This is a genomic window from Waterburya sp. (genome assembly GCF_058530065.1).
Map to the genome: position 1 here is coordinate 1 of NZ_JBZNBU010000372.1, position 14,982 is coordinate 14,982.

13 protein-coding genes and 1 pseudogene are annotated in these 14,982 nt (G+C 38.8%); 5 read left to right on the plus strand and 9 right to left on the minus strand.

All coding sequences use genetic code 11. The annotated features are described in order from the left end of the window. Positions 1–91: 91 nt before the first annotated feature. A complete protein-coding gene (locus AC33VI_RS22285) occupies positions 92–1,330 on the minus strand; it encodes an MFS transporter (RefSeq protein WP_491784459.1) in 1,239 nt (412 codons plus the stop codon). A gap of 204 nt (positions 1,331–1,534) precedes the next feature. Further along, on the minus strand, positions 1,535–1,708 hold the full coding sequence (gene psb34 / locus AC33VI_RS22290; RefSeq protein WP_491784460.1) for a photosystem II assembly protein Psb34: 174 nt from the start codon (positions 1,706–1,708) through the stop codon (positions 1,535–1,537). 602 nt (positions 1,709–2,310) lie between these two features. Between psb34 and AC33VI_RS22295 the strand changes: the two genes are divergently transcribed. Further along, the gene (locus AC33VI_RS22295) at positions 2,311–2,586 is read left to right on the plus strand and encodes a chromosome segregation protein SMC (RefSeq protein WP_491784461.1); all 276 of its coding nucleotides are present in this window, start codon (positions 2,311–2,313) and stop codon (positions 2,584–2,586) included. A 457-nt stretch (positions 2,587–3,043) separates the two neighbouring features. Here the strand turns inward: AC33VI_RS22295 and AC33VI_RS22300 are convergent, their stop codons facing one another. From AC33VI_RS22300 to rpsO, 5 genes are all read right to left on the minus strand, one after another. Further along, complete coding sequence (locus AC33VI_RS22300) at positions 3,044–3,505, minus strand: hypothetical protein (RefSeq protein WP_491784462.1); 462 nt, start codon at positions 3,503–3,505, stop codon at positions 3,044–3,046. A gap of 41 nt (positions 3,506–3,546) precedes the next feature. Continuing rightward, complete coding sequence (locus AC33VI_RS22305) at positions 3,547–3,918, minus strand: DUF3082 domain-containing protein (RefSeq protein WP_491784463.1); 372 nt, start codon at positions 3,916–3,918, stop codon at positions 3,547–3,549. Positions 3,919–3,936: 18 nt separating this feature from the next. Then, positions 3,937–4,992, minus strand: a complete 1,056-nt coding sequence (gene aroF, locus AC33VI_RS22310; RefSeq protein ID WP_491784464.1) for a 3-deoxy-7-phosphoheptulonate synthase — start codon at positions 4,990–4,992, stop codon at positions 3,937–3,939. A 361-nt stretch (positions 4,993–5,353) separates the two neighbouring features. After that, positions 5,354–5,851 (minus strand): PAM68 family protein, encoded by a 498-nt coding sequence (locus AC33VI_RS22315; RefSeq protein WP_491784465.1) that lies wholly within the window; start codon positions 5,849–5,851, stop codon positions 5,354–5,356. A 17-nt stretch (positions 5,852–5,868) separates the two neighbouring features. After that, the gene (gene rpsO, locus AC33VI_RS22320) at positions 5,869–6,138 is read right to left on the minus strand and encodes a 30S ribosomal protein S15 (protein ID WP_491784466.1); all 270 of its coding nucleotides are present in this window, start codon (positions 6,136–6,138) and stop codon (positions 5,869–5,871) included. 204 nt (positions 6,139–6,342) lie between these two features. Here rpsO and AC33VI_RS22325 point away from each other — a divergent pair, with 204 nt between their 5' ends. Further along, complete coding sequence (locus tag AC33VI_RS22325) at positions 6,343–8,592, plus strand: amino acid permease (RefSeq protein ID WP_491784467.1); 2,250 nt, start codon at positions 6,343–6,345, stop codon at positions 8,590–8,592. A gap of 28 nt (positions 8,593–8,620) precedes the next feature. Here the strand turns inward: AC33VI_RS22325 and AC33VI_RS22330 are convergent, their stop codons facing one another. Beyond that, the gene (locus tag AC33VI_RS22330; RefSeq protein ID WP_491784468.1) at positions 8,621–9,682 is read right to left on the minus strand and encodes a glycoside hydrolase family 10-like protein; all 1,062 of its coding nucleotides are present in this window, start codon (positions 9,680–9,682) and stop codon (positions 8,621–8,623) included. A 182-nt stretch (positions 9,683–9,864) separates the two neighbouring features. On the opposite strand from AC33VI_RS22330, the gene AC33VI_RS22335 reads away from it, so the two are divergent. Next, positions 9,865–10,692 (plus strand): SDR family oxidoreductase, encoded by an 828-nt coding sequence (locus tag AC33VI_RS22335; RefSeq protein ID WP_491784469.1) that lies wholly within the window; start codon positions 9,865–9,867, stop codon positions 10,690–10,692. Positions 10,693–10,711: 19 nt separating this feature from the next. Next, on the plus strand, positions 10,712–11,788 hold the full coding sequence (locus tag AC33VI_RS22340) for a RuBisCO accumulation factor 1 (protein ID WP_491784470.1): 1,077 nt from the start codon (positions 10,712–10,714) through the stop codon (positions 11,786–11,788). Positions 11,789–11,819: 31 nt separating this feature from the next. On the opposite strand, the pseudogene AC33VI_RS22345 reads toward AC33VI_RS22340, so the two are convergent. Continuing rightward, a pseudogene (locus AC33VI_RS22345) lies at positions 11,820–12,796 on the minus strand (aldo/keto reductase). Positions 12,797–12,919: 123 nt separating this feature from the next. On the opposite strand from AC33VI_RS22345, the gene AC33VI_RS22350 reads away from it, so the two are divergent. Beyond that, complete coding sequence (locus tag AC33VI_RS22350) at positions 12,920–14,389, plus strand: hypothetical protein (RefSeq protein WP_491784471.1); 1,470 nt, start codon at positions 12,920–12,922, stop codon at positions 14,387–14,389. Positions 14,390–14,982 lie beyond the last annotated feature (593 nt).

A 14,982-nucleotide genomic window follows, 5' to 3' on the forward strand; every position in this document is an offset into this window, starting at 1 on the left:
CAGGTTTGGCGATCGCATTTGCCCAGGCTTTGGTTTTAGAAATAGCTATCATGGTTTTATTTTTTTATTTTAGCTTTTTGTTGAACAGGAGCTAATGGCTAGTGGTTAAGGGAACGATTTTTCTCAAATACTGCAAAACTATCATGCCAACTAATACCGAAGCAGCAAAAATCAACCAGAAATATTGCATAAATTGAGGATTATCTAATGCCCAACCCCCTAAAGGAGGACCTAAAAAATAACCAATAGCCCAACATTGAGAATTAATGGAAAAGTAAATACCGCGCAAAGATTCGGGGGCTAATTCTGCAACTAAACCAGATGCGATCGGAGTGTAAGTAATCATGCCCCAAGACATCATTCCCAGAGTTAAAATAGCCCAGATGAGAATATTATCGCTAACGCTACCCGTTACCCAAGCGAAAACAAAGGCTATTCCCCACAAAACTAAAGAAACAGTCAATCCTGTAATGCGATCGCAACGATTGAGCAACCAAGCTGCGGGTAGCTGACAAATGGCAGCAAAAGCAATATGCCAAGTAAATAAACCGCTAATTACCTGCTCCGAAAAACCAGTACCAGTATCGGCTAGTTGCACGAAGTTTTTCAAATATAAGGGCATGGTACTTTGTACTTGAGATAAATAAATTGTAAATAGTATATTTACTGCCACAAAAGTTCTTAAAGCGCGATCGCGCAATGCTAAAGACCAAGCATTTTCAGGAATAGATTGAGAGTCTCGGTCTTTAAACTGAAATGTTTCGGCGATCGCAAAATAAATGATGGCAAAAAAGATTGCAAAAGAAACTCCATCGATCGCAAATAAGGCACGATAGCTACCTGAATTGGCAATTAACGCTCCCCCTAAAACTACCCCCAAACTCAAACCCAAACTATCCGCCAATCTCGTAATAGCAAAAGCTTCGTTACGTTGTTCTGGCTCGGTCAAATCTATAATGGCAGCTTCAGTGGCTGGCCAATACATACCAATGCCAAAACCCATCAATAAGTTACCCAAAACCAAAGTGGGAAAATTATAAGTCAAGGACAATACTATATCTGCAAAGACCGAAATTGCAGCTGAGGCTAATAGAGTTTTTCTGCGTCCCCAATTAGGAGTATCCGCTAGTTGACCTCCTAAAAATCTGCCGACGACTCCTGATACCGATCCGCTACCCAAAGCAATGCCTACTAGGGTAGAAGAAAGTCCTACCTGATTGACAAAAAAGATTGGTGCATAAAATAGTGTAAAACCAGTCCCGATTTCTGATAACAGCCTACCTGCGGCTAAAATCCAAACTTTGAAACTAAAATTCAGTAGTCGAGACATTCCATACTCTATCCAAGACGTTGAGATTACTTGGATAGATTAACATTCTAGAGACGTGGTTACTGAAAATCTTGGACGGCAGATACAAAAAACCTTGGCAGAATCTGCCAAGGCTGAGTAGGAGAAATCAATGTCGAAGAGCAATTGTTTAGTTTTGCTGCTCGAAATTAATAGATAAAAACTGTTTGGGTTGTCAATGGTTAGCTAACTAACAATGAAGGACATCAAGATTAATGTAGATACAAATAATGTAGCGATCGCACCTAATTTCAAATAACGTCTTTGTTCGTCAAGACTTGGAGCTTGGGCATAAGTCATTTTAGGCTCGGTAGCGTAGTTGTTTAATATTCCATTGTCGATTTGAGTGGTGGTATACATTGTTGCTTACCTCGTAGTCGCTGCTCTATGTAAATTAATGTAACAAGTATTATTGAGTTTTGTAAAGCTTGTTTGACAAATAGTTTTTAATGCTATCTATAAGATTGGATTATCAATGGATAATAGCACGTGAGATATAGCCGTACAACGAATGCTAAGTAGTTGTGCAAAATTAATTGGATAGTTGAGATTGGGTTTAGGGGTTAGGGGTTAGGGGTTAGGGGTTAGGGGTTAGGGGTTAGGAAAATATGGAATATACAAATAATTCTGCTTAGGTACTTATGAGTTCCAGAATTTGACTATAGGCAAGAGACCTGGAAATTACTTAGGTTAAATTACTGAAGTGAATATCCCTAAAATCCTTGGCAAAACCCTGTAAGATATTATGTAGAGTGATAATTTAGAAAAACTTAAAAACCTGAAACCATTGCTAATTGGGAGTTTGTTTGCCACATTTCAGTAAATTCACAGATTATTTACATAAATATCCCAAGAATTACGCAAACTTTATGCCATGCCCACATATTCACGGATATACTAAGTTAAAGAAACAACACAAACACCAGTTATTCTGTAACAAAAATCAAATATTTAGTAAATTCATGGAAGATATTAATAAGTACATTGCGTCTATTCAACAAGAAGTCGTTGCTGAAGAAAAAACTGTTAAGGTAGCCAGACTGATCATTTTATTAATTAAAATTGAAAAAGAATTAGCAACAGTTAAAGAAACCTTAGCTAAGCTACAAAGCCATCAGCAAAAATACAATCAAAATTCTCAACTATCCGAACAGATAGAACAGAAAGTGGCTACTGTTAATCGTCTTTCTGCCAAAATTAGCAAGGCTAGACTCAATCTGAACTACTATTTTATTTAATAAATTTTTCAATAATTTTAAAATAGCTATTGAATATTTAAACAATTTTAACCTCGAAAATATTTTATCTTGGTTACTATTAACATCACTTTTTCTGGAATAAAAAATCAAATATTACTATAGTAGTTTTTATTTGTTGATTTTAAAATTTAATCAAATTCAACTTTTAATTTTAAAACATTTTAGTGTAGTTAAACATAGATAACAAAAGCGTGTTTGATTTGGGGGAAGTTAGACTTCCCTCATTTTTAGTTTAATTTTTAATTGAAAGTCTTAGATTAAGTTCGCATAATAAGTAGAAGGATACAAAAAAACTTAAGTATGTAAAGATAACTGAAGAAGCTAAAAATTAGATTAATTTAGGATTGTCGTAATGGGAGCAAGACTAAGAATTTTTTTGAGCGGAATAATATCTCGTCGTCTACCATAAGATTTAATTGTTCGCGCGAGCCCGATATTATTGGCGATTGAGACAGTAATTATTCAAAGCTGCGATCGAATCTTGGTGCATTTTGTCAGTTTGTAGAGCGTTAAGACGAGCCGCCTCTAATGCTTGTAGGTTTTTATTTTCTCTAGCTCTTACTGCATCGTAAGTAGATCGAGCATAAATACGATATATTGTCGCCAGTCGATCTTGATGTTCGATTAAATCTGAATTATCAATATGAAGAGCTTGAATTCGATCGGCAGCTATTTCCATCATCTGAGCGGCTTCTAGCCAACTTTTCAGATCTAGTTCATCTTGGTTGCGAGCAATATTTTCGCTACTGCGATCGATTTCTCTAGCAATTTGGAAAATTTGTTGGCATTGATTTAGACTGTTTTGACTACAGCTAGAAATGAAAATCGCCAAACTAACACAAGCAAAAAACAAATAGCGATCGCCCTTTCTACTTTTTCTCCGATCGACAAATTTCATAAGAAATAAAGAATGTGTGGAAACCTAAGGTCTTGATTTAATCAACCCTCAGCTTGATTAAAACCTTGTAAGGTTAACTGAATGCCCAAAAGAAAAATTCCGATGGCCACTACTCCAAAAACCCCCGTCCCTAAAGCGACAATACCCATGACCATAGTTCTCACCGCAGCAGTGAGATTGATGACAATCGGATTACTAGAAGTTACTGCTTTGGTAGCATAGGTTTGCACCACAGAATTGAGAAGCAAATACAAACAGAAAGCGATCGCCCCAGAAATTAAGGAAGCGAGGAAACAACGCAGAGGAGTTGCTTTAGATTCCGATAATTCTGAATCGCCATTGGCTGCGCCATCATCCTCAATGAGATCGTGATGAACGCCATTGAGAGGAGATTCTTTTGCTGTATCTTTCATAAAATTAATCAACAGTAGTTAAACCGTTATGGCAGACTTCGACCAACGACCGACAGCTTTGCCCACAACACTTAATTCTCCCATCAAACCTTCAAAAGCATCAAATGTTAAAGACTGAGGTCCATCAGAAAGTGCCTTGGCTGGGTTGGGATGAACTTCGATCATCAGAGAATCTGTTCCTGCGGCGATCGCTGCTTTAGCCATGGGCAAGACATACTGTGCTACACCAGTACCGTGGCTGGGATCGATCGCGATTGGTAAGTGAGTCAAAGAGCGCAATACGGGAATAACCGCTAAATCAATCGTATTGCGGACGTACTTGCGATCGAAGGTTCTAATACCTCGCTCGCAGAGAATCACGTTAGAATTTCCCGCAGCTAAAATATATTCTGCTGCCATCAACCAATCGTCGATAGTGGCAGACATACCCCTTTTGAGAAATACTGGTTTATCTTGCGCCCCAACTTTTTTGAGCAGGGCAAAGTTTTGCATATTTCTCGCTCCGACTTGCAAAATATCAGCAACTTCCGCTATTTTGTCTACGTCAGCAGTATCCATTACTTCCGTAATAATTCCCAAACCGCTAGCATCTCTGGCAGCAGCTAACAATTCTAAAGCACTTTCTCCATGACCTTGGAAAGAATAGGGAGAAGTACGGGGTTTGTACGCTCCACCGCGCAAGAAGCTAGCTCCCGCCGCCTTAACTGCTTTGGCTGTCTCAATTATCATTTCTTCGTTTTCTACTGAACAAGGTCCTGCAATAAACACTACAGGTTGATTTTGTCCGAAAGTAACATCGCCGTTAGGAGTGGAAACAGTAACATTACTATGTTCGCCGTTGCGATATTCTAAGCTGGCTTTTTTATAGGGTTGTTCGACGCGCAAAACACTTTCAATCCAAGGGCTAATTTCTTTAAGTTGCAGGGGATCGAGAGATGCTGTTTCCCCTACCAATCCAATGACAACTTTATGCTTGCCAACAATTTTTTCAGGAGTTAATCCCCATTCCTGTAATTCTGTTTCTATTCTCTCAATCTCTTGTTCTGGAGAACCAACTTTCATTACGACAATCATGCCCGATAACCCCCAATATTTGTCAATTAGCTTACCTAGTCATGGTAGTAAATTTTTCGGCAAGATGGAGCTTTTTGTAATATTTAAAACAGTTATGGCAATTTAAAATAATGGTAAAAATCTCATAACGAGAGCCATATATTTTTCTTAAAAACTAAATAATATGCTTGATAATATTTTTTCCCCAAGAAATAAATCTTGATAGCAACAGGATTCAGATAATTAACTAAAGTTGTAGAGTAAGGTGAAGAATCAATAGTTTCAAATTAAATCCTAAATGAGAATAGTCATGAAACCTTTAACCCTTCTCCTTTTACCTTTTCCCAAGCTTAACAAGGAAACGTTCGGGATAGTTTAATAATTAGCTTTCAGCTTTTTTTGATGCTTTCCAGGCTTCTTTAGTTCTCTCTAGGTTCACTTTAAACTCATCAAAACCCATTAGAGTACCCGCTCTGTCTTCGTCCCAACAAGCGGAAAAAAGACCGTAGCTCAAGCCCAATACTCCCAATCCTAAAAAGCCAAAGGATACGGCTAGAGCAAGATAAGGAGGTAGTTCGACAACTTCTTTTATTTTTAACCAATAAAAAATAAATAAAGAAGACATTCCTAATGTAGAAGGGATACCACAAAAAACTGCCATACGTCTTCCCATGCGCTTGCTAACTACGTCGGGAATTGCGCCTAAATTGGAAGATCGCTTGCGAGCATTTTTCCTAGCAGATTTGGGTTTTTTATTTGACTGCTGCTTAGAAACTTCTGGTTTGGCAGCTGCAACTTTTTTAGAGTCGCTTTGTTGATTGTTTTTTTTATTATTACGGGGTTCAAATGGTAAACGACCCCGTTTAGAATCTGATGGCATGAATATTGGAGAAATAATTAACGACGGATGCCAAGACGTGCGATCAACTTCTGATAGCGTTCGTAGTCTTCGTTTTGAATATAAGCCAAAAGACCTTTACGACGACCGATCATTTTGAGCAGACCACGACGAGAAGAGTGATCTTTTTTGTTAGCCTTAAGATGAGCGGTTAATTGATTGATTCGTTCGGTAAGAACGGCAATTTGCAAATCCGCAGAACCAGTATCGGTTTCGTGGATTTGATATTCTGCCATTAATTCTTGCTTGCGTTGTTGAGTCAGTGCCATATTTTTTTTGCTTAGTTTTGTTTAGATATATTTTTGAACTGCAAACTATTATATTATCACCGTTTTTTTAAATCTTTTACAACTTCCCTAAAACTAGCAGTATAATCGCGATTGGTAGCCGTCACTTTCCTAAGAGAGTCGCGGTTTTGAATCTGTAAACACGCCCTAGGCTAGCTATTACTCAAAAAAGCATTTGTAGCAAAAGTGAAATCATCTCCCGATTTGAATTCTTCTACTCAAACTCCTCAAGCTACTGGATTAGGTACATTTGGTGGCGTTTTTACTCCTTCAATCTTGACCATTTTAGGGGTAATTATGTACCTGCGTTTTGGCTGGGTGGTAGGCAATGCAGGACTAATTGGCACTCTAATCATTGTCACCATTTCCACTTCGATTACTTTTTTAACTGCCTTATCAGTTTGCGCGATCGCAACAGATAAAGTAGTTAGGGTAGGGGGTGCATACTATATGATTAGTCGTTCTCTCGGTATCGAGACGGGAGGCGCAGTCGGTATTTCTTTATATTTTGCCCAGGCAGTATCGGTAGCACTCTATACTATTGGTTTTGCCGAAAGTTTGGTTAATGCCAAAATCGATTTGTTGGGTATGAGTATTAATTTTCAGGATTTTGGCTGGAATCAAACCTATGTAGCCTTAATAGTGACAATTTTGGTGGGTATCCTGGCGATTACTTCGGCAGAATTGGCGATTAAAGCCCAATACTTTATTATGGCAGCGATCGCCATATCTTTAATTACTTTTGCTTTGGGTAGTCCTTTACCTGGTATTGAAATTCAAGGACTATCTGCCCCATCTCAAGAGGGGTTGCCTTTTTGGACGGTGTTCGCGGTGTTTTTCCCTGCGGTAACGGGGATTATGGCAGGGGTAAATATGTCGGGAGATTTAAAAGATCCCGTTAAATCTTTACCTATTGGTACTTTGGCAGCAGTGGGAGTGGGATATGTTATTTATATGCTGCTGCCTATTTTTATGGCATTTCGAGCAGATACCGCTAGTTTAGTCGATTCCAATGTATTTGTGATGCAGGAAACGGCATTAAAAGGCTTTGGTTTCACGATGCTTTTGGGGGTCTGGGGGGCAACTCTGAGTAGTGCCATTGGCAGTATTTTAGGCGCGCCGAGAGTATTGCAAGCTTTAGCAAGAGATGGAGTGTTACCGCCTTTATTTAGCTTTTTGGGCAAAGGACACGGTAAAGAAGATGAACCCCGCAATGGAACATGGGTTAGTTTGGGTATTGCCGTTGCCGCAGTTTGTGTTGGAGACCTGAATTTAATTGCGCCAATTTTATCGATGTTCTTTTTAACTACCTACTTGGTGTTAAATATTTCGGCAGCCATTGAAGGTTTTCTACAAAGTCCTTCTTTTCGTCCTAGTTTTAGAGTTCATTGGTCTCTATCCTTGTTAGGTGCGATTGGCTGTTTGGGAGTAATGTTCTTGATCGATGCCTTCGCTACGGTCTGCGCGGCAATAATTGTTTCGGGAATTTATATTTGGTTGCAACGGAGAGAATTAGAAACCACCTGGGGTGATGTGCGTCGAGGGATGTGGATGGCGTTAATCGGTCAGGGGATTTTTCAATTAGAAGAACAAGACGATACTAAAAATTGGCGACCACATATTTTGGTCTTATCGGGCGCGCCTCAAAAACGTTGGTCTTTAATCGAACTTGCCGATGGATTCAGTCACAATCGCAGTTTAATGACCGTCTCTAGCGTACTTCCCAGCGGATCGAGAGATCTCAAGCAGCAGCAAAAATTAGAGAAGACCATCCGCGATTATCTGCAAAAAAGAGGGGTACGGGCTTTAGTTAGAGTGGTAACCGCTGACGATCCTTTTGAAGGGGCTGTAAGACTGGTAGAAACCTATGGTTTAGGGCCACTAGTCCCCAATACTGTAGTTATGGGAGATAGCGAACAACCAGAAAGAAGAGAAAGTTTTTGCAATGCGATCGCCGAAATTCATGCTAGTAAAAGAAATCTGGTGATTTTTCATGAAAATCAACAGCAAGGCTTTGGTTTCCGTCGCAGCATTGATGTTTGGTGGGGAGGGATGCAAGCTAATGGCAGTCTGATGTTGTTACTTGCTTATTTATTAAGGACTGATATCAATTGGCGCAATGCCAGAATTTATCTAAAGTTAGTCGTTCCCGATGGTAATGCTGCTGCTGCTGCCAAGGAAAATTTGAACGAATTGAGTAAAAATCTAAGAATTGACGTCATTCCCAAAGTAATTGTGTCTGAAGGTCGTCCTTTCAATGAAATTCTGCAACAATCTTCCCGTAACTCCGATCTCGTATTTTTAGGTATGGCAGAACCATCGGAAAATTTCACGGAATATTACGAAAATCTCCAAGCAAGGGTAGCTAATTTGCCTTCGACTATTTTTGTCTTAGCAGCCCCTGAATTTGCCATTGGAGAAGTACTTGCAGAGTAGGTAGTAGGTAAGCTGAATTCTTCATGGGTTATGGGTTAATCAAGATATCTCTAAGGGCGATCGCAATGGGATCGCTTTTTTGGCGCAATCCTTCGTAGTGAAATAATATTTGTCCCCGAAAGGAGTTGTGGCGGTTGGTTTGAATACATTTAATTAAATCTTTGAGGCTGAGATCTTTGCCGTTGGCAGTAAAAGCAATGCCTGGAGCAAATTTAGTTAGGGAGTCGCGATCGCAGGTTTTAATTATCTTTTTTACTTCCTGGTTGTAGCTAAAATAACTAGAACGATATATTTGGGGATGAATGATATCGACAAAACCTTTGTTAAGCCAAGCTACAGAGTCTTGTAAGAGATTTTCCTGGCAAAAAGGATATACCGCAGGGGAAAGGGATACTAAAACTTGAGGTTTGATAGTTTTTACTTGTTGGTACAGTCTGCCTAAAAAATCTGTCAGCAGATCGGCACGCCATTGTATCCATTGTTTGTCTTTGCAGTTGCTTGGAGGCTGTTTGCCAAATTCTGCTTGATATTTAGCAACGGTTTGGGGGTCATAACCTGCGGTGTTGGGCATTGCTGGCAAGCGATCGCATCCTTGTATGCCATCCACATCGTAGTTAGTCACGATTTCTGCTACCAAATCCAATATGAATTGCTGCACGTCGGGATTAAAACCATTCATCCAGGTTAAGCCACCATGTCTGACTAGTTTTCCCTGGCGATCGATCGCTTGCCAATTGGGGTATTTTTTGAGAATCTGTCCGCCACTGAGTAAATGGGAAGCAGCAAAACCATATTCCAACCAAGGAATGACTTTAATCTCATGTTTTTGAGCAGCAGTAATAATCTCTTTTAAAGGATCTCGTTGTTGCTCTCCATAAAAAGGTGCGATCGCGGCTAATCTATAGCGAGTCATTACTGGGGAAGGATAAAGGGTATAACCCCTCGTCCAAACTACGGGAAAAATATAATTAAAGCCATAATCTGCCAAAAAAGAGATCGCCTCTTCGATATTCTCTAATGACTCTAAAACTTGACTGTGGGGACGATTGGCAATCCAAACCCCAAGAATTTCCATAGATTTGTCTACCATGATGGATTAAGTTTGGTTAGCAAAAAATATTGCAGCTAGGATAATTAAACCTAACAAAAACAAAGGAACTAATAAATCCATAGGCGCGATCGCAGAATTATTCACAGTAGAAATTATTTGTTAAACATAAAATAGATGATTCTGATATCTTGTTTGTTGTCAGGAGTATAAATTATTAAACTATGGGGTTAGCAATTATCGGTTGTGGGTACGTTGGTAGTGCTGTGGCTCGTAGATGGCATGAAAAAGGAGACATAGTTACGGTAACTACTACTAGCCCCAGCAAACAAGGAAAGTTGCAAAATATCGCTTCAAAAGTTGTCGTGACTACAGGAGAAGATTTAGCTGCTTTAAAACAAGTAGTGGCAGATAAAGAAGTAGTTTTACTAAGCGTGGGTGCGAAACAAAGATCTGTAGAAGCATATCAGCAAGCATATCTAGAAACCGCTAAAAATGCGATCGCGGCAATTCGAGCCACCAAAAGCGTCAAGCAGCTTATTTATACTAGCAGTTATGGCATCTTGGGCGATCGCGCGGGAGGAGTTGTCGATGAAACTGCCATTCCCAATCCTAAAGATGAATACGGCGAAATATTAGCTAAAACCGAATCAATATTATTATCCATACCAGAAACCGAGTTTAAAACCTGTATTTTGCGCTTATCGGGTATCTATGGCGAAGGTAGAGAATTAATTAAGATTTTTGGCAAAATGTCAGGCATGACAAGACCTGGAAACGGACAGCGTTATAGTAATTGGGTTCATCTAGAAGATATTGTCGGGGCGATCGATTTTGCTAAGGAAAAACAACTCCAAGGCATCTATCATTTAGCTAGCGAAGAAGTATTGACAGTCAAAGAATTTTTGAGACGATTATTTGAGGCACACAATTTACCAGGAGTTACTTGGGATGATTCGGACGAGCCTCTACGTTACAATATGAGGCTATCCAATCAAAAAATCAAGGACGCTGGCTATAAGTTCGTTTATCCCAAGATAAAATTTAGCTAAGACAAGAGGTAAGCAAAACATGAGTAGTATTCCCCAAGATAGCAAAGACCAAATATCAGAGGCAGAAGCGCAAGAATTGATGCGATCGCTCTTACATAAAGAAGGAACTTGGGTGGAATGGGGACAAGTATGTCAGAAATTACAAAAAGCTGGCTATAGTCCCCAACAAATTTTTGAGGCTACGGGATTTCAAAACAGCCAACAAAACCTAGTTATTGTTGCCTCTCAAGTATTTGGTAACTTGGTCGATAAAGGAGTCGCACCAGAAGTTTTAGAATATTTCAAAGGTCCTCGTAGCGATGTCTTACACGAATTTAGATTCTTAAACCAAACTCAACGGGTAGAAGCGGCTCTTTTAGCTTATTACAAACGTTTGGATATTGATGGCGCGCATCTAGTAACCAAAGCGATCAAAGATGTTTCGCGGATGTCTCAATTACCCGAAGCCTTTACCGATTGTCCTGGGGATTGGGTGGCATACTTATCTTGGAAGCGAGCTAAAAGCCAAAAAGACCTACAACAGCGATCGCGTTTAATCGCTCAAGGTCTAAAATTTGCTGATTCTCAATCTGCCAGAGAAGCCATTGAAAAACTATTAAGCGATTTTAGTATAGTTAAAGCTGTTTCAGAGCCACTACTACCTTTATATCGTTTAGAAATAGAAGAAGCATTACCCCGCATTGTACCCTTAGCTGGTAAATATCCCCTCAATCGGGAGCAAATAGCAGCAGTACAGCAGGTAGAAATCCAACAACCCTTTGGCAATATCGATGCTAGCGGTGGCAGCTATGTCCCCATTCCTGGCTGGCAAGTAGTCCTCAAAGCTCAAGATCCCGTAGCTTATTTATGTAAAAGCGATCGCTTGCCCAAATCTTTATCGGGCAGAGTAGAAGAAGTTTTAATCGTTTTAGATCGAGCTAATACTACTTGGGATGTCAACAGCTATTTCGTGGTGGAAATAGACGGCAATCTAGAAATACGCTGGTTTGAAACTCAACCCACAGAATCTATTGTCGGACAATTGGTATTAGTTTTGCGTCCTAAGAAAATTTTAGACGAAAATAATATTATCGAACCCTGGCAGATGGACGATTAACATTGAACATTGAACATTGAACATTGAACATTTATGTAGTCTGAAAGATGTTCTGCACCATTGGTTTATTTACTGATGCGGCGGCGCGGTCTAATTCTGCTACTTCTCCACTATCGAGTTGCCAATCTTGGGCGGAGATGTTTTCTCGCGCTTGTTTGACATTTTTTGCCCCAGGAATGGGAATTGCCCCCTTGGCAATACACCAGTTGATTGCTACTTGTGCCATTGTTTTATGGCGATATAAAGCGATCGCCTTTAAGCAATTTAGTATGGGCTTGGATTCGGGGACTAAGCGTTTGAATAGTAACCCCCGCAAGCCTTGGGGATAAGTACTGGAATTGGTATATTTTCCCGTCAGAATGCCCAAACAGAGGGGACTATAGGCAATTAGCTTAATTCCTAATTCGTCGCAGGTTTCTTTAATTCCTAATTTTGTAACGGGGTAAGTAGATAGCAAAGAATACTGTACTTGTAGAGTAGCAATGGGGACACCGCGATCGCTAAATTTCTGATGAATCTTTCTCAATCTCTTCGTACCATAGTTAGAAAGACCGACTCCTTTGATTAAACCCCGATCGTATAAATCCGCCAAACCATCTAACAATTGCCATTCCTGCCAGGGAAAATAATTAGCTGTAGACCAGTGCATCTGAGCTAAATCCACTCTACCCATTCTTTCTATAGAAGCTTTACCCGCTTCTACCATTGACTTAGAAGTTAGTCGCCAGGATAAGCAGCAAGCTTAGTAGCCAAACAGATTTTATCTTGATTAACTCCTCGATATTCGCGATCGAACTTTCCCAGCAATTTTTCGCTTTGTCCGTTTAATTTTCCCGTGCCATAGGAATCTCCTGTGTCGAATAATGTCACCCCATTACTGACACAAAGATTAAATACCTCTTGTAATTGAGCGTCCATACTCTCATCGTATCCCCACAACAAACGATTACCCCAAGCCCAAGTACCACAACCCATAGGGGGTAAAGTTAATTTCTCTTTAGTTGACATCATAAAAATGAATATTAATCAAAAAAATTGTTTTAGTTACTCATACATTTTTTAATAGCTAAAAATTAACCCAGAAAATGTATTTTTAAAATATTAGGAAAAGTCTATTAAAACTACTATATTGTGAAAACCAGCGAGCAGCAGAAGATAGAACAACAAAAACCCAAATCCAGCCTAGGACTAGAAACTATTCTCAAAGCGATCGCTTTATTGATAGCTATTGCTATTTTCCTTAGAGGCTGGATTGATGTTGATGGTACGTTCGATACTTGGGGCTATCATTTACCCTTTGCAGCGAGGATTTGGGGGATAGTGCCAGCCGAACAATTTATCAATATGGAGGAGAGATTTCGCGGTTTTCCTCTTTTGGGACAGTTTTTTCAGGGTTTTTTCTGGTTTATTACTCAAAGAATTCAAGCTGCTAACTTAGTGGGTTATTGCAGTTTGATTTTGTATTGCTATTTTTTAAAAAGTTATTTCCAAGCCCCCTATTATCTTACTCTCCTCAGTTTGCTAGGCGTTCCTTTAATCCAAGCTCATGCTGTTAACTGTTATGTGGATTTGCTAGCTAACATTTTTCTCGCCATGACAATTATGATGGCGTATGTTTTGTTTAAAAAACAAGATTTACCATCTCCCAAAGATTTACTAGTAATATTTTTAGCTAGTTTTGGTTCTTCTAATACTAAACCTCAATTAGAACCTTTAGTATTTTTAGTCTTACTATTTATTGCTGTCAGGATTATTTGGCTGCATTGGCAAGTAAATCGCAAACAGTTCAATTCTTGGTTGAGCAAAGCAATTCCTCTAAGCTTAATAGCTTCCTTATTAATCTTTGCCACCCCCATAAAAAATATCGCAATTCATGGCAATCCTTTTTATCCCGTGCGGATCGAAATTGCAGGAAAAGTTCTCAATCATGCTTTGCCTTTATATCAAGACTCTCCTGGCTACTTAGCCGATGCACCCAAAGCCCAACGCTGGCTTTACTCAATACTCGATGTCAACTCAGCATACTGGAATCACGATCTATATAGTGCCAATCCCGATCGCAACCGCATGGGAGGCTTTTTTGGGGCGTATATGGTAATTCAAGTATTGCTCTTAATCTATTTTAATCTTACCAATCCCAATTCCGATACCCGTACAGCAGGATTAACATTATTAGTGATGTCTGTTGTTGCTGCTAATTTTCCTCAGTCCCACGAGTTACGTTACTTTATGTATTGGGCGATCGTAACGATTTCGTTAAATTTATTTTTAATTCAAAAATATCAAAGTAAATTTATCAAACCTCGCTATTTAGGTTCGATCGCTTTAATTGCCATAATCATAGTTGGGATTAAAACCAATTATGTTTATTTAAAGCCTAATTTTCATTCCCTAGAAAGATTTAAAACTATCAAACTTAACTTAAACGTAATTAATAAAATTAACCCAGGAGATAATATTTGTATGCCGAAAAGTTATCCCTATACTTTTGCTTATACTCCCTGGTTTCATCCAGAACTCGGGTATAAATACAGCATCCGCTCTGCTTACCGTCAACCTTGCGCGCCAACGGACAAAATAATTAATCTTAAAGAAAGCTAAGTTTGGATTCAAATAAAAACTCTGAGAACAATGATTTGACCTAATTACTTAGCCTTCTAAACTGTTTGATTTTTACTGATGCTAAAATTGGGTTGAATTAAAATTTTGGGTTGAATTAAAATTGATTACTAGCGATCGCCATTAATAAAATCACGCTTACACTAGTAAAAACTAGGAGTATAGCTAATGAAATTGATTGTCCTAAGTTAGAAGCAGATTTCATGATTTTTTTTAAAAAATAAGTTAATTAACTATAGTTGAAATCAAAGATACTGGTCTGCCTTGTTTGAAAAAAGCTTGGGGATCGAACTAATCAAGAGTTATCGAGCTTTTACTTTGATTTTTAAACTATATATTTCAATCTTAGCTAAACTATTATTTTAGGCTTAAAAATCGATACTTTAGTTAATATAAGTTTGTATACTGCAACATTATATTTTTTGTCTAAATTGTAGATCGACTACTTACAGCCGTTTTCATTTGAATAGCTCTCTGGGAAAATTTACTAGTTCGTAGTTTTTAGTTTTTAGTTCTTAGTTCTTAGTTCTTAGTTTTTAAAGTTTAATTATGTGGTCTACCCATGTGAAAAGCGC